Source organism: Streptomyces flaveus, from assembly GCF_014647675.1.
In the GTDB taxonomy this organism is placed as follows: Bacteria; Actinomycetota; Actinomycetes; order Streptomycetales; family Streptomycetaceae; genus Streptomyces; species Streptomyces flaveus.
Genome location: NZ_BMPQ01000001.1, coordinates 299328 through 321968 on the forward strand (window position 1 = coordinate 299328; position 22641 = coordinate 321968).

Below are 22641 nucleotides of genomic sequence, written 5' to 3' on the forward strand. Positions count from 1 at the left end.
ATCGGGCAGAGCCCAGCGAGATCCCGCATGGACGCCCGCACGAGATCACTGAAAAGCTGGCCGACGGAAGGGCAGGTGACGACAGCGATGGCAGGATCCGCCGGTACCCCGGGCACCCCGCGTGTCCTGCGCGCCATGAACGACCGGGCCGCTCTCGATCTGCTGCTGGAGCACGGGACGCTGTCGCGGACCAGGATCGGCAACCTCACCGGCCTGTCCAAGCCGACCGCCTCGCAGCTCCTCGCCCGCCTTGAAGCCGCCGGTCTCGTCGTCGTGACCGGCACCAGTGAGGGGCGGCCCGGGCCCAACGCCCAGTTGTATGCGGTGAACCCCGCCGCCGCACGGGTCGCGGGCCTCGACGTCACCCCCACCGGAATCCGCGCCGCGATCGCCGACATCACCGGCGAGACCGTCGGACGGTTCGAACTGCCGACCCCCGGACGCAGCGCACAGGGCGCCATCGACCGCGTACTGCTGGCCCTGGACGGCGCGGTCAAGGACGCCGGGCTGCACCGGGCCGACGTGCACCGGATCGTGATCGGTACGCAGGGCGCCTTCGACCCGGCCACCGGCAACCTGCGCTACGCCAGCCATCTGCACGGCTGGCACTCGCCCCGGCTGCTGGAGGACATGGCCGCCGCGCTCGGCCCCATCCCCTTCGAAGTGGAGAACGACGTCAACCTCGCCGCCATCGCCGAACAGCGCATCGGCGAAGCGCGCGGCTGCGAGAACTTCACTCTACTTTGGGGAGAACGGGGCTTCGGCGCCGCGGTCGTGATCGGCGGCCGACTGCACCGGGGCGCCACCGGAGGCGCCGGAGAAGTCGCCTTCCTCCCGTTGCCGGGAGCCCCGCTCGTACGCAATGTCGCCCGCAGCAACTCCGGCGGCTTCGAGGAACTGGCCGGTCGCCGGACCGTGTTGCGCCTGGCGCGCGAGCACGGACTGACGCCCCCGCCCGGAACCGGCGGCGGCACCCTCACCGAGAAGGCCGCCGCGGTGGTCGCCGAAGCGGCCCGTACGGCCGAAAGGCCCGGACCGGGTCAAGCCGTGCTCGCCGAGTTCGCCACCCGGCTCGCCACCGGACTCGCCGCGGTCGTCGCGGTGATCGACCCCGAACTGATCATCCTGGCCGGCGGCGTGATCACCGCCGGCGGCGAACCCCTCCGCTCCCTGATCCAGTCCGAGCTCGCCGAACTGGCCGTCCCCCGCCCCGCCATCCGCCTCAGTACGACACCCGACAACCCCGTACTGACCGGCGCCCTGCAGTCCGCCCTCGCGGCCACCCGCGACGAGGTCTTCGACACCACGGGTCGCACCCCCTGACCCGTACCGCCTGGCCTGCCTGTACTGCCTGACCTGTACCCCCAGCCTCGTACGGCCGGACCGGTACCACCTGCCCGCACCACCTCACCCGTACCGCCTGATCCGCGGGCCCCCGACCCGCCCCATCCCCTTCCCCGCGCACGCCCAATTCCCTTCGCACGCCCAAAAGTTCCCCGCGCACGCCCCAAGGAGTTCCGTCATGCCCAGAATCACCCCCGTACGTCTCGCCGTCGCGGCCACCGCGATCGCCCTGACCGCCACGGCCTGCACCGGTTCCAGCACGTCCGGCGCGACCGACGACGCGAGCAAGCCGTCCACCATCACCTTCTGGCACCCCTGGAGCGCGCCCACCGAGGTCAAGGCGATCGAGGCGAACGTCGCGGCCTTCGAGAAGGCGCACCCCAACATCAACGTCAAGGTCGTCGGGAACGTCGACGCCGACAAGGTCAACCAGGCGCTGCGCGCGGGCGGTTCGAACGCCCCGGACGTGGTGGCCTCCCCCGAGACGAGCAACGTCGGCAAGTTCTGTTCGTCGGGTGTCTTCGCCGACCTCGATCCCTTCCTGGAGAAGTCGAAGATCGACACCGCGAAGACCTTCCCCAAGCCGATGCTGGACTACACCCAGTTCGAGGGGACGCGCTGCGCACTGCCGCTGCTGGGCGATGCGTACGGGCTCTACTACAACAAGACGATGTTCGACGAGGCGGGCATCAAGTCGCCGCCCAAGACGCTCTCCGAGTTCAAGGCCGCCGCGGTCAAGCTGACCAAGAGCAAGGGCGGCAGCTACTCGCAACTCGGCTTCATGCCGAACTTCCACGGCTACGAGGTCACCGTCCCGCACCTCGCGGCGCAGTGGAGCCCGGAGTACTTCACCGCCGACGGCAAGTCGAACGTCGCCAAGGACCCGGCGTTCAAGGAGCTGTTGACCTGGCAGCAGGACATGGTGAAGTCGCTCGGCGGCTTCCAGAAGCTGGAGAAGTACCGCTCCACCTTCGGTGACGAGTGGTCCGCTCAGAACCCGCTGCACACCGGGCAGATCGCCATGAACATCGACGGCGAGTGGCGCGGCGGCATGATGAAGGACGCGGGCGTCGACTTCGAGGTGGGGGTCGCGCCGTTCCCGGTCCCGGACGACCAGGCGGACACGTACGGCAAGGGCTTCCTGACCGGCACGATCATCGGCCTCGCCAGCACCAGCAGCAAGCAGAACGCCGCCTGGGAGCTGGTGAAGTACATGACCACGAACACCGACGCGGTCGTCTCCTTCGCCAACGCCATCAACAACGTCCCCTCGACCTTCGAGGCGCTGGAGTCCCCGAAGCTCGAGAACGACGCCACGATGCAGGCCTTCGTGAAGATCGCCCAGAACCCGAACAGCAACACCGCGCCCGCCGCGGTCAACGGCAGCGCGTACCAGGAGACCCTGCAGAACTTCGCGTACGACTACGAGTCCGGCAAGGAGAAGGGCCTGGACGCGGGGCTTGCGAAGGTCGCGAAGCAGATCGACACCGACATCGCCAAGGCGAAGTAGCAGCCCGATGACGATCCTTCACGGCCACTCGGCGGCGCTGCGTACCAAGCGCCGCCGGGAGGGGCTGCGCACGCTGGCGTTCCTCTCCCCCTGGCTCATCGGTTTCAGCGTCTTCTTCGTCTATCCGCTGCTGTCGACCGTCTACTTCTCCTTCATGAAGTACGACGGCTTCAAGCCGCCCACCTTCAACGGGCTGACCAACTGGACATACGTCTTCAGCCAGTACCCCTTCTTCTGGGCCGCGATGCGCAACACCCTGTGGCTCGTGGTGGTCATGGTGGCGGCCCGGGTGGTGTTCGGGCTTGGCGTCGGGCTGCTGATCACGAAGATCAAGACGGGTGCGGGTGTGTTCCGTACCTTCTTCTATCTCCCGTATCTCGCACCGCCCGTCGCCGCGACCCTGGCCTTCGCCTTTCTGCTCAACCCCGGTACCGGCCCGGTCAACCAGGTGCTCGGCGATCTGGGCCTGCCACAGCCGGGCTGGTTCAACGACCCGACCTGGTCCAAGCCGGCGCTGACGCTGCTCGCGCTGTGGGGCATCGGCGACCTCATGGTCATCTTCATGGCGGCGCTGCTCGATGTGCCCAAGGAGCAGTACGAGGCCGCCGAGCTGGACGGCGCGGGCTCCTGGAAGCGCTTCCGGTACGTCACCCTGCCGAACATCTCGCCCATCGTGCTGTTCGCCGTGGTGACCGGCGTGATCCAGACGATGCAGTACTACACGCAGCCGCTCATCGCCGGTAAGACGGCCAGCGGTGTCATCGGCGCCGGGGCCGGCCAGATCTACGAGCCCGGCTACCCGGGGAAGTCCACGCTGACCCTCCCCCAGCTCATCTACAGCCTGGGCTTCCAGCGCTTCGACACCGGTTCCGCCTGCGTGGTCGCCCTTGTGCTGTTCGCTCTGTCCATGGCGTTCACCGCGCTGCTGATGCGCCGCCGCGGCGGCCTGATCACGGTGGAGGACTGATCTCCATGACCCATACCGTCACCACCCGCCCATCTGTCCCCACCAAACCCGTCGGCCCGCTCGGCACGGCCGGCCGGAGCCCCGCGGCCCGTACCGCCCGTCGCAAGGCGCTGCTGCACTGGATCGCCGTGCACTGCCTGGGCATCGCCGCCGCGCTGTTCTTCATCATGCCGTTCGTGTTCATCCTGCTCACGTCCCTGATGGACGATCGGCAGGCCCTGACCAGCGCCCTGTGGCCGAGATCCTGGAACTGGGACAACTACGCGAACGTCTGGAACGCTCCCGGCTTTCTGACCTGGTGGCGCAACACCCTGATGTACGCGGGCCTGGGCACCCTCTTCACCGTCGTCTCCAGCCTTCCGGTGGCGTACGCCCTGGCGAAGTTCCGCTTCCGCGGCCGGCGGATCGCGACGATGCTCGTCATCTCCGCGATGATGCTGCCGCCGCAGGTGATCATCGTGCCGATGTATCTGTTCTGGGCCAAGCAGATGCACATGACCGGCACGCTGTGGCCGCTGATCATCCCGATGGCCTTCGGTGACGCCTTCAGCATCTTCCTGCTGCGCCAGTTCCTGCTGACCATTCCCAACGAGTATCTGGACGCGGCGAAGGTCGACGGCTGCGGTGAGCTGCGCACGCTGCTGCGGATCGTGGTGCCGCTGGCCAAGCCGGGGATCGCGGCCGTCGCGCTGTTCCAGTTCTTCTACTGCTGGAACGACTACTTCGGCCCGCAGATCTACGCGAGCGACAACCCGGCTGCCTGGACGCTCAGTTACGGCCTTGAGTCGTTCAAGGACAACCACCATACGAACTGGAATCTGACCATGGCCGCGACCCTGCTGGTCATGGCCCCCGTGATCATCGTGTTCTTCTTCGCGCAGAAGGCGTTCATCGAAGGTGTCACGCTCACCGGAGTGAAGGGCTGACTGACCGTGAAACTGGCAGTAGTGGGCGGGGGTTCGACCTACACCCCCGAACTCGTCGATGGCTTCGCACGGTTGAGGGACGCCCTGCCCGTCGAGGAGTTGGTGCTCGTCGACCCGGCGGCCGAACGGCTCAAGCTGGTCGGCGGCTTGGCGCGGCGCATCTTCGCCCGGCAGGGGCACGGCGGGCGCATCGTCACGACTTCCGACCTGGACGCGGGCATCGACGGCGCCGACGCGGTGCTGCTGCAACTGCGCGTCGGCGGACAGGCCGCGCGGGAGCAGGACGAGACCTGGCCCCTGGAGTGCGGCTGTGTCGGCCAGGAGACGACCGGTGCGGGCGGTCTCGCCAAAGCGTTGCGTACGGTGCCGGTGGTGCTGGACATCGCGGAGCGCGTACGGCGGACGAATCCGGGTGCCTGGATCATCGACTTCACCAATCCGGTCGGCATCGTGACCCGCGCCCTGCTGGAAGCAGGTCACAAAGCGGTCGGGCTGTGCAATGTGGCGATCGGTTTCCAGCGGAAGTTCGCCGGGCTGCTCGACGTAGCGCCCGTCGACGTGCACCTCGATCACGTCGGGCTCAACCACCTCACCTGGGAGACGGGTGTACGACTCGGAGGGCCCGAGGGCGAGAACGTCCTGCCGAAGCTGCTCGCCGAGCACGGCGAGGCCATCGCCGCCGATCTGCGCCTGCCCCGCCACGTCCTCGACCGCCTCGGCGTCGTCCCCTCCTACTACCTGCGCTACTTCTACGCGCACGACGAGGTCGTACGGGAGCAGCGTACGAAGCCGTCGCGGGCCGCCGAAGTGGCGGAGATGGAGCGGCAGTTGCTGAAGATGTACGGCGATCCGGAGCTTGCTGAGAAGCCGGCGCTGCTCGGCAAGCGGGGCGGGGCGTACTACTCGGAGGCGGCCGTGGACCTCGCGGCCTCGCTGCTCGGTGGTGGGGTGGGAAGCCCGTACCAGGTCGTGAACACGTACAACAAGGGGACGCTGCCCTTTCTGCCGGACGACGCCGTCATCGAGGTCCAGGCGGCCGTCGGATCCAGTGGGGCCACTCCGCTGCCGGTGCCGTCGGTGGATCCGCTGTACGCGGGCCTGATGGCGAACGTCACCGCGTACGAGGACCTGGCGCTTCGGGCCGCGCTGCACGGTGGCCGCGAGCGGGTGTTCCGTGCGCTGCTCGCGCATCCGCTGGTCGGCCAGTACGCGTACGCCGACGCCCTCACCGACCAGTTGCTCGCGCACAACCGGGAGCACCTCGCGTGGGCGTGAGAGCGGGTGTTCTCGCCATCGACGCCGGGAACAGCAAGACCGACGTGGCCGTCGTCGCGCGGGACGGGCGGGTGCTCGCCGAGGCGCGCGCGGGCGGTTTCCGGCCGCCCGTGGTCGGGGTGCGGCAGGCCGTGGACACCCTGGCGGAGGCTGTCGACCGGGCCTTCGCCGAGGCGGGGGTCACGGCCGTGGACCATGTATCCGCGTGTCTTGCCAACGCCGATCTGCCCGTCGAGGAGGAGGAGTTGGCCGCCGCGCTGCACGCGCGCGCGTGGGGCACGAGTGTCGAGGTGCGCAACGACACTTTCGCGATCCTGCGCGCCGGGGTCGCCGAGCCGCGCGGGGTGGCGGTGGTGTGCGGTGCGGGCATCAACTGCGTCGGCATGCGGCCCGACGGACGCATCGCCCGCTTTCCCGCCATCGGCCGCCTCTCCGGTGACTGGGGCGGCGGCGGGGGCCTCGCCGAGGAGGCCATCTGGCATGCGGCGCGCGCCGAGGACGGCCGGGGCGGTCCGACCGTGCTGGCCCGCGCCCTGCCCGCCCACTTCGGCCTCGACTCCATGTACGCGCTGATCGAGGCCTTTCACCTCGGGCATCTGAAGCACGAGCGGCGTCACGAGCTGACTCCGGTCCTGTTCGCCACGGCGGCGGCCGGCGACCCGGTGGCCCGCGCGCTGGTTGACCGGCTCGCGGAGGAGGTGGCGGTCATGGCGAGCGTCGCCCTGTCCCGTCTGGAACTGCTCGACGAGGAGGCCCCCGTACTTCTCGGCGGCGGCATCCTGGCGGCCCGGCACCCCCAACTCGACGACCGGACAAGGGAACTGCTGGCCGAACGCGCCCCCAAGGCCGTACCCCGGGTGGTCACCGCGAGCCCCGTCCTGGGCGCCGCGCTGCTCGGCCTCGATCACCTAGGGGTGTCCGACGAGGTGCACGCGCGCGTGCGGGCGCATTACGAGGGCGGGCGCAGGGAACCGTAGGGTCCTGGATCGCGTATTCATGGTTGCGCTGCGGTACGAATTGCACTGCGATACGAACAAGATCCAGTCTGGGGCTGTGCGATGTCAGTCCTGGCGGGGATACTTGCGGCCGTGCACCTCTTCCCGTGCGTCCTGACGTGCGGGCGGACGTGACGGAGGGATGACCATGGGGGAGGTCAAGTGACATACACGCCGAACGGCGGCTCGGCGCCACCTGGCGCGGGACCGCCCACGATGCCCGCCATGCCGCCGCAGCCAGGTCCACCGGTCGCGGTGCCACCGGCCGCACCCGCCGCGCAGCCCGGCCCTGCCGTGCCCGGCGGGCCCGACCCGACGCCCCCGCGCCGTACGGCCTGGGCGGAAGGCGTCGACCAACTGCGTGCCGCGGCGACGACGGAGCCGGGGCGGCTGCGCATCATCGGTGCCGCGCTGGCCCTGCTCCTCGTGGCGTTCGGCTCGATGACGGCCTGGCAGATGACGGAGCGGTCGGACGCCGCCGACAACGTACTGAGCAGCAGCCAGCCGCTGAGCGCCGACGCCGCGCTCATCTACCGCTCGCTCGCCACCGCCAACACCGCGGCCTCCAGCGGCTTCCTTGCGGGCGGCCAGGAGACCACCGAGTCCCGCCAGGATTACGAGCAGGGCATCAGCACGGCCGCGGACAGGCTGGTCAACGCGGCGGCCAACTCCGAGCCGGGCTCCAAGTCGGCTCAGACCATCACACGGCTGAACAAGCGGCTGCCCGAGTACAAGGGCCTCGTCGAGCGCGCCCGGTCCAACAACCGGCAGGGCTACCCTCTCGGCGGCGCCTACCTGCGTTACGCCAACGCGAAGATGCAGGTCATGCTCAAGGACGCCGAGGATCTCTACAAGATGGAGAACCAGCGGCTGCGTTCCGACTACGCCGCCGCGACACCCTACCCGTGGATAGCGATCGGCGCCGGCGTCCTCGCGATCGGCGGCCTCGTCTGGGCCCAGCGGCGCAACTACCACCGTACGAACCGGGTGCTGAACCACGGCCTGGTCACCGCGACCGCCGCCTCCACGGTGGTGCTGCTCTGGCTGGTGGTCGGCCACAGCCTCGCCAGGGCGGGACTGAACGACTCGTACGACCACGGGGTACGGTCGCTGAACGTGCTGAACGACGCCCGGATCGCCTCCCTCAAGGCCCGCGGCAACGAGACCTTGACGCTGGTCAGCCGGGGCGCCGAGACCAAGAAGGTCGACGGCAAGACCGTGGACGCGTACGACAACGACTACAAGACGCAGATGAAGGACCTCTCCGCCAAGCTGGCCGCCGCTGAGGACCTCGCCGACGACAGTGCGGGCGAGTCCCCGGTGAAGGGCGCGACGGCCAATATGCAGGTCTGGCAGGACCGGCACAAGGTCGCCCGCGAGGCTGACGACTCGGGCGACTACCAGGGCGCGCTGGACAAGGTGATCGGCTCCAATGACAAGGAGCCGACGGGCCAGTGCTTCGACAACGTGGACAAAGATCTCGACAAGGCGCTCAAGCATGAGCAGGGCGAGTTCGAGGTGGCGGCCGCGGACGGCAAGGGCGCGATGACGGGGCTTCCGTTGGGCGCCGCGGTGCTCGCGGTGCTGGGCGCCTCGGGTGCGGTGCTCGGTATCGGGCGCCGGCTGTCGGAGTACCGGTGAGAGGGGGCATGACGATGAAGGCACGACGTGTACGGGCCGCTCTGAAGGGCTGGGGCGGCGTCGGCGCGATGGCGGTCGTCCTGGCCCTGACGGCGGTCTTCGCGCTGGTGCTGCCGCTGACGCAGTCCCGAGGGGACGGCAGCACGGGCATCGGCGGCCAGGGTGTGGCCAGCGGCACGCAGACCAAGGCCGAGGAGTGCACCGACCCGCAGGACCAGAGCCTTGCGCCGTCCGCCGACGAGACCGGCAAGACGATCCAGGACATCCGGGACCGCGGCTACCTGCTGGTCGGCGTCGACCAGAACAGCTACCGCTGGGGCTACCGCGATCCGAACAGCGACTCGAAGACCATCGAGCTGGAGGGCTTCGACATCGATCTCGCGCACGCGATAGCAGGCGAGATCCTCGGCGACCGGAACGCGATCCGGTTCCGCGCCATCCCCACCAACGAGCGGATCCCGGCGATCGAGGACGGCCGCGTCGACATGGTGGTCCGTACGATGACGATCAGCTGCGACCGGCTGAAGGAAGTCGCCTTCTCCTCGCCCTACTTCGAGACCGGCCAGCAGGTCCTGGCCCCGAAGACCTCGGACGTCAAGGGGTACGACGCGACCTTGGCGAACAAGAAGATCTGCACGGCGGACGGCTCCACCGCCTGGGAGACCCTGGACGCGGACAAGAAGTCCGGCAAGCTGGTCGCCTCCGCCGACATCAAGACCACCGTGCCCAACCAGCTCGACTGCCTGGTGAGGCTCCAGCTCGGTGAGGTCGACGCCGTGGTGACCGACGGCGCGCTCGCCGCGAGCCAGGCCGCGCAGGACCCGACGGTCGAGCTCAAGGGGGAGCCGTTCACGACCGAGTACTACGGAGTGGCGATGAAGAAGGACGCCGAGGACCTGGTGCGCCGGGTCAACCAAGTACTGGTGGACTACCGCGAGAACGGCTGGCAGCAGTCGTACGACAAGTGGCTCAAGCCGACCATCAAGAAACCGGCGGGACCACCGCCCGTCAAGTACCAGTAGCCGGAGCCGGGTTCCGGCGGCCAAGCTGATACCACCAACCTGATACCACTGGAGAGTTGCCCGGAGCGCGGGGGGACGCGCACAGGGAACGACTGAGAGCGAGAGGTGATCGATGGGCGTCACGGGACCCTCCGGGCCGGTAATGGACCGGGACGAGGTGGACCGTGCGCTGGCGCGGCTCGGCGCGGAGCACGAGGCCATCGAGACCTCGCTCCTCGCCCTGCAGGACCACGCGGGCCGCAGACTCCTCGAAGGCGCCGAGCTCACGGGGACGACCCGGGAGCGCTGGACGGCCGCCGAGGCGTCGATCTCGCTCCTGTGGACGTACTTCGACGCGTACGCGGACGCCCTGCGGTCCGCGCGTGACGTGCGCTCCCGCAGGCGCTGGCCGAACCGCGACGACCTCGTGGAGCTGACGGAGCTGCTGCGCGGCGAGAGCGTCACGGTGGCGGGCAGCGCCGCCGCGACCGCCTCTGCGCCCACGATGGCCGGCACGGGGAAGCTCAGCGAGCGCTTCACCCTGGTCGAACTCGTGGAGCGCATGAACGAGTTGTACGCGCAGTCCCTCGACATGGTCGTCGCCGCCGACGCCGTCTGGTCGGCACTGCCCGCGCGGATCGACCTGCTGGCCGCGGAGCTGCAGCGCACCCGCCAGCTCGCACACTCCGTGGGCGTACGCCCCGGGGAGCACCCGGCGGGCGACGACCTGGAGCGGATCACGCGCACGCTGACGTCGCTGCGTGAGCAGGTGGTGTCCGATCCGCTGGCTTTCTGGCTGCCCACGCAGGGCAGTTCGGCGCCGGGCGGCGGGCGCCCCGACACCACGCGTTACGACCGCGAGGCGCGCGCCCTGGAGGATGTGCGCCGCGAGATCGACGCGGTGCTGAGCGTGCGGCAGGACGCGGAGGCGCGGCTGGTGAGGCTGCGGGACACGCTCTCGCGCGCGGACCGCACCCTTGCCGAGGCGCGCTCCGCGCGCGGTGAGGTGCTGGCGAAGATCGCCGCGTCGGAGGTGCCCGCGGTCAGCGGCCCGCCGACGGCGCTGCAGGAGCAGCTGGCGATGGCCGCCGAGTACCGCAGACACGCGCAGTGGCACCGCCTCTCGCCGCTCCTTGAGGCCCTGGAGCAGAGGGCCGAGGACGAACTTCTGCGCGCACGCGAGTCGTTGACGGCCGTCACCGCGCCGCTCGCGGTCCGCGCGGAGCTGCGCGGCCGGCTCGACGCGTACAAGGCGAAGGTCGCCCGGCACGGCTTCGCCGAGGACCCGCTGCTCGTGGAGCGCTATGACGCGGCGCGCCGCATGCTGTGGAGCGCGCCCTGCGATCTGCGCGTGGCGGAACAGGCGGTGCTGCGCTACCAGCACGCGGCTGCCGACTTGCTGGTGCCCAAGGTCCCCGGCCAGGCCGGCCACGGGGGGCCACAGGACCGGAGGGGGCCCTCGCGTGAGCGATAAGGGTGATGCAGTGTGAGTGAGCAGAACGTGAGCGAAGAGAACGCGGGCGAGCGGAAGCAGTGCCAGCGCCCCGGTTGCACGGGGGCGTACGAGGACGTGGGCGGCGGCGAGCTGTACTGCGACACCTGCGGTCTGGCTCCGGTCGTCTCCTCGAGCGGCATGGTCGGCTCACCGCCGACCGGGATCACGGCCGGCGGGAAGGGCTCGCGCGGCTCCGGCCGCGGCAGTTCGAGCTCCCGCTCCAGTTCCCGGTCGTCGTCGCGCTCGGCACGCTCCTCGCAGTCCCGGCGCTCGGTGTCGGGGCGTCTGTCGCGCTCGTTGTCGGGGCGGACGTCGGGCCGTTCGGTGTCGGTGCGCAGCTCCGGTTCGACGGCCGGGTCCTCCGGCCGCGGGCGGCTGGGCGTGGGCCTCGTGCAGGTCCCGGACGTGCCGCGCCCCGATCCGCGCGCGATGGTCCAGGAGAACCCCGAGGTGCCCGAGCGCAAGCGGTTCTGCTCGCGCTCCGACTGCGGGGCGCCGGTGGGACGTTCGCGGGGTGAGAGGCCGGGGCGTACGGAGGGTTTCTGCACCAAGTGCGGCCACCCGTACTCGTTCGTGCCGAAGCTGGGCGCGGGCGACGTCGTGCACGGCCAGTACGAGGTGGTCGGCTGCCTCGCGCACGGCGGGCTCGGCTGGGTCTACCTCGCCGTGGACCGCGCGGTGTCCGACCGCTGGGTGGTGCTCAAGGGTCTGCTCGACACGGGCGACCAGGACGCGATGGCCGCCGCGATATCGGAGCGCCGCTTCCTCGCCGAGATCGAGCACTCCAACATCGTGCGGATCTACAACTTCGTCGAGCATCTCGACCAGCGCACGGGCTCCCTCGACGGCTACATCGTCATGGAGTACGTCGGCGGCAAGTCCCTCAAGGAGATCGCCAACGAGCGTCGTACGCCCGCCGGGAAGCGGGACCCGCTGCCGGTCGAGCAGGCCTGCGCGTACGGCATCGAGGCGCTCGAGGCGCTCGGGCATCTGCACAGCCGCAACCTGCTGTACTGCGACTTCAAGGTCGACAACGCGATCCAGACCGAGGACCAGCTCAAGCTGATCGACATGGGCGCGGTGCGCAGGATGGACGACGACGAGTCGGCCATCTACGGCACGGTCGGCTACCAGGCGCCGGAGGTCGCCGAGCTCGGCCCGTCGGTCGCCTCCGACCTCTACACCGTCGCCCGTACGCTCGCGGTGCTGACCTTCGACTTCCAGGGCTACACGAACGTCTTCGTGGACTCCCTGCCCGACCCCGACAACATCGAGGTCTTCCGCCAGTACGAGTCGTTCTACCGGCTTCTCGTACGCGCCACCGACCCCGACCCGGCCCGCCGGTTCGCCTCCGCGCAGGAGATGGCCGAGCAGCTGACGGGCGTCCTGCGCGAGGTCGTGGCGCTGCAGACGGGCCGCCCCCGCCCCTCGCTGTCCACGCTCTTCGGGCCCGAACTGAAGGTCACGGACACGGAGTTGTTCGGGCGGCTGGACGGGGATGTGTCGCGGCTGGGGGCGCGGGCGGTGCCGGTGGGACGGCGGCGCCGGGTGCTTGTCGGGGCCAACGGAGGCCGGGCGCTTGCCGCGGGCAACGGGGGTGCCGCCGTTTCTTCGGGCACCGGAGGTGCCGCGGTGGTGGGCAGCGGAGCCGCTAACGCTCTTGGCGCCGGAGGCGCTGGGCAGGCGGGCGGTCTTGGCGCCGGATCTGCGGGCGCTCTTGGCACCGGAGCCGCAGGGCAGTTGGGCGGCGGAGCCGTCGGCGCTCTCGGCAGCGGAGGCACCGAACCGTCCGGAGGCGCCGGGCAGGCAGGCGGCGGAGCCGCCAATGCCACCCCGGCCCACAGCGCGGCCGGCGCACTCGCGCCGCCGCCGACCGCCCTGGTCAAGCCCGTCCAAAGCGCGGCCAGCGCCCTCGCGCTGCCGGTCCCCCGGGTCGACCCCGGCGACCCGAACGCCGGTTTCCTCGCCGCCCTCATGGCGTCCGCGCCCGCGGAGCTGATCTCCGCGCTGCACGCGGCGCCCACCGGCTCCCTGGAGCTGCGGTTGCGCGAACTGCGGGCCCGCCTGGAGATGGGTGAGCTGGAGAGCGCCACCGGGACACTCGCGGCCCTGGAGACGGACCACCCCGACGACTGGCGGGTGGTCTGGTATCGCGGGGTCGCCGCGCTCGCGACCGGCGACCACGAGGTGGCGGCGCTGTCCTTCGACGCGATCTACGACGCGTTCCCCGGCGAGCCCGCCCCCAAGCTGGCCCTCGGCCTGTGCGCGGAGGTCCTCGGGCAGCTGGACAACGCCGCCGAGTACTACCGCCTGGTGTGGACGACCGACCCGAGCTATGTGAGCGCGGCGTTCGGACTGGCCCGCGTACAGCTGGCGGCGGGCGACCGGCGGGGTGCCGTACGGACCCTGGAGTCGGTGCCGGAGGCGAACATCCACTACACGGCGGCCCGCGTCGCCGCCGTACGGGCACGGCTGCGGCACCGGATGAACGCGGCGCCGGACGCTCAGTTCCTGGACGACCTGACCGCGGCGGCGAGCCAGATCGAGGCGCTCGGCGGATACGGTCTGGACGCGGTCCGCCGCGAGCAGTTGTCCACAGAGGTCCTTGGCTGCGCCCTGGACTGGGTACTCTCCGGGAGCCGGGGTTCCGCGCCACCGAGCACACCGGCGCGTACCGTACTGCTCGGCAGTGACCTGGACGAGCGAGGCCTCCGTTTCGGTCTGGAGCGCTCGTACCGGACACTGGCCCGGCTCGCCCAAGGTGGCGAGGAGAGGATCGATCTGGTGGAGCGCGCCAACCGCTACCGCCCCCGGACGTGGGTGTAATTCATGTCGCAGATGCCCCCGGCGTTGTCGAAGTGCCCCAGCTGCGAGGAGCCGCTGGACTCGGGCGACCGCTTCTGCGGTGCGTGCGGGTACGACCTGTCGGCCGTGCCCGCACCACCGGACGACAACCCCACGATCACCATGAACGGCACGGCGCCGCACCCTCCGTATCCCCCGTCGGCCGCGCCGTCGGTGGACTGGCCGATCGCCCCCGAGACGGACAGCTCCCACCGGCCCGCCCCCGTGCATGTGCCCTCGGAGATCCAGGGCACCGACTCGGCGGGCCACGAACTCCCGGCCCACGCGTCGGGCGTACGGTTCGACGGGCCTCCGCATCCGGACGAGTACACCCTGCAGGCACCCGACCCGCGCACCGCCGACTTCGTGACGACCCCGTCCTCGGGCACCAAGGTATGCGTGGCCTGCCGCGCGGGCCAGGTCGACCAGGACGGCTACTGCGAGAACTGCGGCCACGCACAACCACGTGAACGGGACCACATGGAACAGGAGTTGGACGCAGTCTCCGCGGTCAGCGACCGGGGACTGCGCCACCACCGCAACGAGGACGCGTTCGCGATCTCCTCGACCGCGCTGCCCGACGGCTCCTCCGCCGTCGTCGCGATCGTCTGCGACGGGGTGTCCTCGGCGACCCGCCCGGACGAGGCCTCCCTGGCCGCGTCCCGCGCCGCCAACGAGTCGCTCCTGGAGGCCCTGCCCCGGGGCACGCACCCCCAGCAGGCCATGCACGACGCGATCATCGCCGCCTCCCGGGCCGTCAACGCCCTCGCGGGAGCCGCCCCGGCCGAGCACGCCCCGCATCAGAACGCGCCCGCCTGCACCCTCGTGGGCGCCGTGGTCACCCCCACGCTCCTGATCGTCGGCTGGGTCGGCGACAGCCGCGCGTACTGGGTCCCCGTGGACCGCACCTCCCCCGCGGCCCGGCTCACCGAGGACGACTCCTGGGCCGCGCAGATGGTCGCCGCGGGTCTGATGAACGAGGCGGAGGCGTACGCGGACGAGCGCGCCCACGCGATCACCGGCTGGCTCGGCGCGGATGCGTACGAACTGGAACCGCACACCGCTTCCTTCAAGCCGGACCGGCCGGGTGTAGTGGTGGTGTGCACCGACGGACTGTGGAACTACGCGGAGGCGGCCGAGGAGCTGGCGCAGGTCACCCCGCTCGACGCCGCGCTCCGCCCGCTGCACAGCGCCCAGGTTCTGGTCGGCCACGCCCTGGACGGCGGGGGCCACGACAACGTAACAGTGGCCGTCCTGCCGTTCCCGGCCCCGTCGATGGGGGCAGGATCGGCCTGAGGCCGGACAGGGAACGGTCTCTAGGGCCGGACAGGAACGGCCGTGGACCGGAGGGGACCGGTCCGCTCACCGACATCACCCACAGTTCGTGGGGGTCCTGAGGGGGAGCAAAGAAGGCATGGCCAATTTCTCTAAGTCGAACGTGCCGCAGTTCTCGGTGGACGTGTACCAGAACGAGTACCTGCCGGAAGGCGGGCGCGAGGTCAACGCGATCGTGACGGTGACCTCGACCGGCGGCGGCACCGTCGGGAGTGCGGTCGCCGCGCCGCACCTGTACACACCGGGCCAGGGCCCGGACGCGGCCGTGGCGATCATGGTCGACTGTTCGGGTTCGATGGACTACCCGCCGACCAAGATGCGCGGCGCCAGGGACGCGACGGCCGCCGCCATCGACGCCGTACGCGACGGAGTGCACTTCGCGGTGATCGGCGGCACGCATGTGGCCAAGGAGGTCTACCCGGGCGGCGGGCAGCTCGCGGTGGCCGACGCGGGGACCCGCGAGCAGGCCAAGCAGGCGCTGCGCAAGCTGAGCGCGGGCGGCGGCACCGCGATCGGCACCTGGCTGCGGCTCGCGGACCGGCTGCTGGCCTCGGCGGACGTCACGATCCGGCACGGCATCGTGCTCACCGACGGCCGCAACGAACACGAGTCGGCCGAGGACCTCAAGGCCGCGCTGGACGCCTGCGCGGGTCGCTTCACCTGTGACGCGCGGGGCGTCGGTACCGACTGGGAGGTCAAGGAGGTCACCGGGATCGCCTCCGCGCTGCTCGGCACCGCCGACATCGTCGCCGACCCGGCGGGTCTGTCCGCCGACTTCACGCAGATGATGGAGACGGCCATGGGCAAGGAGGTCGCGGACGTCGCGCTGCGGCTGTGGACGCCGGTGGGCACAGCCATCAAGTTCGTCAAGCAAGTGGCGCCCACGGTCGAGGAGTTGACCGACCGCCGCACAGAGGCGGGCCCACGCGCCGGAGACTACCCGACCGGCTCCTGGGGAGACGAGTCCCGCGACTACCACGTGTGCGTCGAGGTGCCCGAGGCGGGCATCGGCCAGGAGATGCTCGCGGCCCGGGTCTCCCTGGTGATCCCGCAGCCCGACGGCCCCGCCCAGCCACTGGGCGCGCAGGGTCTCGTACGGGCCGTGTGGACCGACGACATGGCGGCGTCCACGTCGATCAACCCGCAGGTCGCGCACTACACGGGTCAGGCCGAACTGGCACAAGTCATCCAGCAGGGTCTGGATGCCCGTAAAGCGGGAGATGTCGACGGGGCAACGGCCAAGCTGGGCCGCGCGGTTCAGCTCGCCAGCGTCTCCGGAAACGCGGATACGGCGAAACTGCTTGCGAAGGTGGTGGACGTGGTCGACGCCCCGGCAGGTACTGTGCGACTGAAGGCGAAGGTCGAAGAGGCCGACGAGATGACGCTCGAGACACGATCGACAAAGACTGTTCGTGTAAAGAAATAGGTGGTCCGGCCCCTCTCCGGGGCCGGAACGACGGACCCGGACCCTGTACCGAGGGGGACGGAGAACTTCGGCCCCCCGGGGCCGGAAGAAGAAAGGGGGAAGCGCCGACATGCCGACCTGCCCGAACGGACACCAGTCGGGTTCCGACGACTGGTGCGAGGTCTGTGGTCACCGCATGGCCGGTGCCGTGCCCCCGCCTCCGCCGCCGCCCCCGGCCGCCGGCTACGGCTATCCGCAGCCCGGCCAGGGCGGGCGCCCGCACCTGTCCGCCGTACCGGACCACGGGGCGCCCGAGCCGGAGTACTGCCCGCAGTGCCGCACACCGCGCGAGGGTGCGGCGCCGTTCTGCGAGGAGTGCCGGTGGAACTTCCTGACGAACACGGCGACCTCGTACACCCCGGCCGCGCCGCCCGGTGGCGGCGGTCCGAACCCGGCGCTGCGGTTCCAGCAGCAGGCGCCCGGACAGCACGGTTCCGGCCATGATCCGTACGACTACCAGAGCTCGCGGCCCTCGCAGATGAACCGTCCCGCCGAGCCGCTCTCGCCCTACGGCGGTGACCCCTCGGGTCAGGGTGGGTACGGCGGCGATCCCTCGGGCCAGGGTGGGTACCCCCGTGGTCCCGGCGACTTCGGTGGTCAGGGTCAGGGCGGGCCCGGTGGCCCCGGTGCCGCGCAGGCGTACCAGCAGCAGGCTCCGCCCGGATACCCGCAAGAGACCGGGTACCCGCAGGAGACCGGCCACCCGCAGGGTCCGGGCGGGCAGCCCTACGGAGGCAACGACGACTGGGTCCTCCCTCCGCCGGGCGGCGATCCCGGCGGTCAGGGCCAAGGTCAGGGCCAGGGCGGCTACGGCTACCCGCAGCCCGGTGCGACGCAGGCCCCGCCCGGGTACCAGCAGCAGCCGATGGCCTGGAACATCACGATCGGGCCCGACCGCGATTACTTCATGGCGATGATGCAGCGCTCCGGCCCGGAGGCCGCGGGGCTGAACCTGCCCGCGTACTCCCCCGAGCAGCAGCGCCCGCTCATCGGCAACCAGATCACGATCGGCCGCCGTCGCCACTCCACGGGCGAGTCCCCGGACATCGACCTGGCGGTGCCGCCGGAGGACCCGGGCGTCTCGCACCAGCACGCGGTCCTCGTCCAGCAGCCGGACGGCAGCTGGGCGGTCGTCGATCAGAACTCGACGAACGGCACCACCGTCAACGGCGGCGAGGAGCCCATCCAGCCCTTCGTCCCCGTACCGCTGCAGGACGGCGACCGGGTGCACGTGGGGGCGTGGACGACGATCACGATCCGCAGGGGCTGAGCCGGTACCTGTACTTGTGATCCGTGTGATCTGCGTTACGCGAGCGGCCAGGCGTACGGACCTTCCGGGTCGTCCAGCCAGGCCCACTCGCGTTCGCCGCTGACCGTGATCCCGTACCGCGCGCGTTCCGGCTGCTCCTCGCGCTCCCACAGGGCCAGGGCCTCGTGCGGGTCGAGGGCGCCCGCGGTGAGGGCCAGCAGGAAGCGGAAGAGTTCCTGCTGGATCGCCCGGCGCGGCAGGCCGCCGTCGGCCGTGGGCCGCGGTTCTGGCCGCCCGGTGCCGCGCAGGGGCACGAAGTAGGCGGGCGTGAGCAGGAAGTGGCCCTCGGCGTGCTCGGCGTCGCGTACGCGCAGGTCGATCACGCCGGTCGCGATCGGCGCGAGGATGTGGGCGCCGGGGGTGCACTGGGCGAGCCAGGGGCGCGGGATCGAGGTCACGGCGCAGGTCACGATGACGCGGTCGTACGGGGCGTTCTCGGGGCAGCCGCGGGCGCCGTCGCCGGTGACGACGGCCGGGTGGTGTCCGGCGGCGGCCAGATGCCGCCGGGCCGACTCGGTGATCTCCGGGTCCAGGTCGATGGTGGTGACCCGTTCGTCGCCGAGCCGGTGGGCGAGCAGGGCCGCGTTGTAGCCGGTGCCCGCGCCGATCTCCAGGACCGTGTTGCCGTCCCGTACCTCCAGCTCCGCCAGCATCTTCGCCATCAGGGACGGCTGACTGCTGGACGAGACCAGCTCGCCGTCGCGCACCCGGGTGGCCAGCGGCGAGTCGGCGTACGCGCCACGCAGCCAGCGCTCACGCCTGCGCGGGTCGCGGTCCGCGCACCACAGCCGCTCGTAGCCGTCCTCGGCACCGACGTAGTAGTACGGCACGAAGAGGTGACGCGGGACACTCTCGAAGGCCTCCCGCCAGACCGGGTCGCTGTCCCAGGCCCCGCCCGCGTCGATCCCACGCACCAGCGCCGCCCGCGCCGTGGCGGCGAGGTCGTCCAGGCCATGGCCGATGACGTGCGCGCTCATACCTCCACTGTGCGGCGCGCGGCTCCCGGAGGCGAGCGCGTGAACGCGCCGTTCCGGCGGGGCCCAAGCCCTGGGCGGTGGTCCTAAGCCTTGAGTCCTCGGTCTCCCCGTCTGAGACCATGGGACACGTGGCTGCAATTTCCGGGGGACAACCCCCGGACCCCCGGCCGAAAGAGCCAGGGGCTGACCAAAGCGATTTTTGTGAGGCCAACCAACGTGGTCGAGATTCGGCGCGGCACGCTTCAGGAGCAGACCTTCTACGAGCAGGTCGGCGGGGAGGAGACCTTCCGCCGCCTCGTCCACCGTTTCTACGAGGGTGTCGCCGAGGACCCGCTGCTGCGGCCCATGTATCCCGAGGAGGACCTGGGCCCGGCCGAGGAGCGCCTCACGCTGTTCCTGATCCAGTACTGGGGCGGCCCCACCACGTACAGCGAGAACCGCGGTCACCCCCGGCTGCGGATGCGCCACGCCCCCTTCACCGTCGACCGTGCGGCGCACGACGCCTGGCTGAAGCACATGCGGGTCGCCGTCGACGAGCTCGGCCTCTCCGAGGAGCACGAGCACACGTTGTGGAACTACCTGACGTACGCGGCGGCGTCGATGGTGAACACGGCGGGCTGACGCCGCACTCCCCGCCGCTCTCCCTGATGCGGACGGTCAGCGCACGCTGACGTCCAGCGCCCCAAGTCCCGCCCTGCGTACGGCGATCGAGCCGTACGGTGTGCGCAGCCTGAGCCATGCGCCAGAGGAGAGCAGCGTCGGCGCGGGCTCGTCGGGCGTGGCCGGGCGTGCGGGGCGCAGGAAGCCCAGTGACTGTGCCGCGTGTGCGGCCCGTACCGGCAGTTCGGTGTCGCCGATCGGCCGGGACCAGATCTCCCGCCCGATCCGGTCCAGTTCGGCGCGGGTACGCAGCTCGGGCGCCAACTCCCCGATACGGGAGCGGAATTCGGCGACCGCCGAGGCGACCATCGACCGCACCGCGTCCAGCGCGGGCAGCCCCGGCTCCTGCTGCCAGCCGCCGCGCGGCGGCAGCACGCCGGCCCATGGCGGTCCGGTGACGGCGGTGGGCACGAGGGCCGTGGCCGCCGACTCGTCGAGGGACTCCAGGAGTTCACCGGCCGAGACGGTCACATCGAGCGAGGCGTCAAGACCGTTCTCGTACGGCTTGGCCAGCCGTGCCGTACGGATCGCCAGCACCTCGAACGACGGGGGCCGGCCGAACACCGCGAGCGCCGTCCCCGACCCCTGCAACCGCACGGCTGCCGCGCGGTCGTAGTGGATCAGCCGGGCGAGGAAGGCGGCGAGGTCCGCCGCCTCCCCGGCGTCGGCGAGGTGCAGGGCCGTCATGCGGCGACGGCCTCCGAGGGATCTTCGTCGTCCTCGGACTCCGTGTACTCCTCGAGGAAGGCCTTCTCCTCGGCGGTGATACGGCGCGGTCGCCGCGCCTCGAAGTCGAACGGCACGATCACCGTCGAGGCCCGGACATACACCTGGTCCGGGTCCTTGACCTCGTACGTGATGGTGAACGACGCCGCCCGGATCTCCGTGACCCACAGCTCGATGTCCACCGGCGTGTGCCGGTGCACCAGCTGCTGCTTGTAGTCGATCTCATGGCGTGCCACCACGGACCCCTGCTGGAAATCCTTGTCCGGGCGGAACAGGAAGTCGATGCGTGCCTCCTCCAGATAGCGGAGGAAGACCACGTTGTTGATGTGGCCGTACGCGTCCATGTCCGCCCAGCGCAGCGGGCAGCGGTAGATGTGCCGCAAGATCAGCCCCGGGTCAGCTTCTTGTAGGTGGCGCGGTGCGGACGGGCGGCGTCCGGGCCGAGCCGCTCGATCTTGTTCTTCTCGTACGACTCGAAGTTGCCCTCGAACCAGAACCACTTGGAGTCGCCCTCGTAGGCGAGGATGTGCGTCGCCACCCTGTCGAGGAACCACCGGTCGTGGGAGACGACCACGGCGCAGCCCGGGAACTCCAGCAGCGCGTTCTCCAGCGAGGACAGCGTCTCGACGTCCAGGTCGTTGGTCGGCTCGTCGAGGAGCAGCAGGTTGCCGCCCTGCTTGAGGGTGAGCGCGAGGTTCAGCCGGTTGCGCTCACCGCCGGAGAGGACGCCGGCCGGCTTCTGCTGGTCGGGGCCCTTGAAGCCGAAGGCGGAGACGTACGCGCGGGACGGCATCTCGACCTGGCCGACGTTGATGTAGTCCAGCTCGTCCGAGACGACGGCCCACAGTGTCTTCTTGGGGTCGATGTTCTCGCGGCTCTGGTCGACGTACGAGATCTTGACGGTGTCGCCGACCTTGATCGCACCGGAGTCCGGCTCCTCCAGGCCCTGGATCATCTTGAACAGCGTGGTCTTGCCCGCGCCGTTCGGACCGATGATGCCGACGATGCCGTTGCGCGGCAGCGTGAAGGACAGGTCGTCGATGAGGAGCTTCTCGCCGAAGCCCTTGGTGAGTTTCTCGACCTCGACGACGACATTGCCCAGGCGGGGGCCCGGCGGGATCTGGATCTCCTCGAAGTCCAGCTTCCGCATCTTGTCCGCCTCGGCGGCCATCTCCTCGTAACGGGCAAGGCGCGCCTTGGACTTGGCCTGCCGCCCCTTGGCGTTGGAGCGGACCCACTCGAGCTCTTCCTTCAGACGCTTCGCACGCTTGGCGTCCTTCTGGCCCTCGACCTTGAGACGGGTCTGCTTGGTCTCCAGGTACTGCGAGTAGTTGCCCTCGTAACCGTGCAGACGGCCGCGGTCGACCTCGCAGATCCACCCGGCGACGTTGTCCAGGAAGTACCGGTCGTGGGTGACGGCGACGACGGTGCCCGGGTACTTGGCGAGGTGCTGCTCCAGCCAGTTCACGGACTCGGCGTCGAGGTGGTTGGTGGGCTCGTCGAGGAGCAGCAGGTCGGGCTGCTCGAGCAGCAGCTTGCAGAGCGCGACGCGGCGCTTCTCACCACCGGAGAGGTTGGTGACGGGCCAGTCGCCGGGAGGGCAGCCCAGGGCGTCCATGGCCTGCTCGAGCTGGGCGTCCAGGTCCCACGCGTTGGCGTGGTCGAGCTCCTCCTGGAGCTTGCCCATCTCGTCCAGCAGCGCGTCCGAGTAGTCGGTCGCCATCTGCTCGGCGATCTCGTTGAACCGGTCGAGCTTGCCCTTGACCTCGGCGACACCCTCCTGGACGTTCTCCAGGACGGTCTTCTCCTCGTTCAGCGGGGGCTCCTGCAGCAGGATGCCCACGGTGTAACCGGGCGACAGGAACGCGTCACCGTTCGACGGCTGCTCAAGGCCGGCCATGATCTTGAGGACGGTCGACTTACCGGCGCCGTTCGGGCCGAGGACACCGATCTTCGCTCCGGGCAGGAAGCTCAGGGTGACGTCGTCGAGAATCACCTTGTCGCCGTGCGCCTTGCGCGCCTTGCGCATGGTGTAAATGTACTCAGCCAAGAGAAACCGTCCGGACGCTTGAAATCGGCAGTGGGCAGATACACCCCATACTGCCCGACGGCCACCCCTCGGGGGAAACTCATATGACCGAGGGGCTCTGACCTGGTGGTTTACCGCTGAC

Annotated in this window: 18 protein-coding genes; 14 read left to right on the plus strand and 4 right to left on the minus strand. The window is 70.4% G+C overall.

Translation table 11 applies throughout. The features are described from left to right. Positions 1–87: 87 nt before the first annotated feature. The 13 genes from IEZ21_RS01370 to IEZ21_RS01430 all read left to right on the plus strand — a co-directional run bounded on the left by IEZ21_RS01370 (position 88) and on the right by IEZ21_RS01430 (position 18068). Positions 88–1323: an ROK family transcriptional regulator gene (locus tag IEZ21_RS01370; protein WP_189320040.1), complete on the plus strand. Its 1236-nt coding sequence runs from the start codon at positions 88–90 to the stop codon at positions 1321–1323. A 199-nt stretch (positions 1324–1522) separates the two neighbouring features. Continuing rightward, on the plus strand, positions 1523–2854 hold the full coding sequence (locus IEZ21_RS01375) for an ABC transporter substrate-binding protein (protein WP_189320041.1): 1332 nt from the start codon (positions 1523–1525) through the stop codon (positions 2852–2854). Positions 2855–2861: 7 nt separating this feature from the next. Further along, a complete protein-coding gene (locus IEZ21_RS01380; protein WP_033325102.1) occupies positions 2862–3821 on the plus strand; it encodes a carbohydrate ABC transporter permease in 960 nt (319 codons plus the stop codon). A 5-nt stretch (positions 3822–3826) separates the two neighbouring features. Next, positions 3827–4747, plus strand: a complete 921-nt coding sequence (locus IEZ21_RS01385) for a carbohydrate ABC transporter permease (RefSeq protein WP_189320042.1) — start codon at positions 3827–3829, stop codon at positions 4745–4747. Between the two features lie 6 nt (positions 4748–4753). Next, positions 4754–6022: a 6-phospho-beta-glucosidase gene (locus tag IEZ21_RS01390; RefSeq protein WP_189320043.1), complete on the plus strand. Its 1269-nt coding sequence runs from the start codon at positions 4754–4756 to the stop codon at positions 6020–6022. Next, a complete protein-coding gene (locus IEZ21_RS01395; protein ID WP_189320044.1) occupies positions 6013–6999 on the plus strand; it encodes an N-acetylglucosamine kinase in 987 nt (328 codons plus the stop codon). The genes IEZ21_RS01390 and IEZ21_RS01395 overlap by 10 nt, the downstream gene beginning before the upstream one ends. Before the next feature lie 180 nt (positions 7000–7179). Then, complete coding sequence (locus tag IEZ21_RS01400; protein WP_189320045.1) at positions 7180–8658, plus strand: GlnX family signal transduction membrane protein; 1479 nt, start codon at positions 7180–7182, stop codon at positions 8656–8658. 14 nt (positions 8659–8672) lie between these two features. Then, positions 8673–9680 carry a glutamate ABC transporter substrate-binding protein gene (locus IEZ21_RS01405; protein WP_189320046.1) on the plus strand — a complete coding sequence of 336 codons (1008 nt, stop codon included), beginning with the start codon at positions 8673–8675 and terminating at the stop codon, positions 9678–9680. Positions 9681–9792: 112 nt separating this feature from the next. Then, positions 9793–11133, plus strand: coding sequence for a coiled-coil domain-containing protein (locus IEZ21_RS01410; RefSeq protein WP_189320047.1), 1341 nt, complete (start codon positions 9793–9795; stop codon positions 11131–11133). A 12-nt stretch (positions 11134–11145) separates the two neighbouring features. Further along, the gene (locus IEZ21_RS01415; protein ID WP_246567192.1) at positions 11146–13980 is read left to right on the plus strand and encodes a serine/threonine-protein kinase; all 2835 of its coding nucleotides are present in this window, start codon (positions 11146–11148) and stop codon (positions 13978–13980) included. Between the two features lie 3 nt (positions 13981–13983). After that, positions 13984–15294, plus strand: coding sequence for a PP2C family protein-serine/threonine phosphatase (locus IEZ21_RS01420; RefSeq protein ID WP_189320048.1), 1311 nt, complete (start codon positions 13984–13986; stop codon positions 15292–15294). 118 nt (positions 15295–15412) lie between these two features. Further along, positions 15413–16759 (plus strand): vWA domain-containing protein, encoded by a 1347-nt coding sequence (locus IEZ21_RS01425; RefSeq protein ID WP_189320049.1) that lies wholly within the window; start codon positions 15413–15415, stop codon positions 16757–16759. 109 nt (positions 16760–16868) lie between these two features. Further along, complete coding sequence (locus tag IEZ21_RS01430) at positions 16869–18068, plus strand: FHA domain-containing protein (RefSeq protein WP_189320050.1); 1200 nt, start codon at positions 16869–16871, stop codon at positions 18066–18068. Between the two features lie 35 nt (positions 18069–18103). Here IEZ21_RS01430 and IEZ21_RS01435 read toward each other — a convergent pair whose 3' ends face one another. Continuing rightward, entirely contained in the window at positions 18104–19084 is a 981-nt protein-coding gene (locus IEZ21_RS01435) for a methyltransferase domain-containing protein (RefSeq protein WP_189320051.1), read from the minus strand. A gap of 216 nt (positions 19085–19300) precedes the next feature. Between IEZ21_RS01435 and IEZ21_RS01440 the strand changes: the two genes are divergently transcribed. Further along, the gene (locus IEZ21_RS01440; RefSeq protein WP_033325113.1) at positions 19301–19705 is read left to right on the plus strand and encodes a globin; all 405 of its coding nucleotides are present in this window, start codon (positions 19301–19303) and stop codon (positions 19703–19705) included. A 36-nt stretch (positions 19706–19741) separates the two neighbouring features. On the opposite strand, the gene IEZ21_RS01445 is transcribed toward IEZ21_RS01440, so the two are convergent. From IEZ21_RS01445 to ettA, 3 genes are read right to left on the minus strand one after another with little or no spacing between them, the layout of a single operon-like run. Continuing rightward, positions 19742–20431 carry a DUF8185 domain-containing protein gene (locus IEZ21_RS01445; RefSeq protein WP_189320052.1) on the minus strand — a complete coding sequence of 230 codons (690 nt, stop codon included), beginning with the start codon at positions 20429–20431 and terminating at the stop codon, positions 19742–19744. Then, the gene (locus IEZ21_RS01450; RefSeq protein ID WP_033325115.1) at positions 20428–20853 is read right to left on the minus strand and encodes an acyl-CoA thioesterase; all 426 of its coding nucleotides are present in this window, start codon (positions 20851–20853) and stop codon (positions 20428–20430) included. The genes IEZ21_RS01445 and IEZ21_RS01450 overlap by 4 nt, the downstream gene beginning before the upstream one ends. A gap of 2 nt (positions 20854–20855) precedes the next feature. Beyond that, the gene (gene ettA / locus IEZ21_RS01455) at positions 20856–22520 is read right to left on the minus strand and encodes an energy-dependent translational throttle protein EttA (protein WP_033325116.1); all 1665 of its coding nucleotides are present in this window, start codon (positions 22518–22520) and stop codon (positions 20856–20858) included. Positions 22521–22641: the final 121 nt, after the last annotated feature.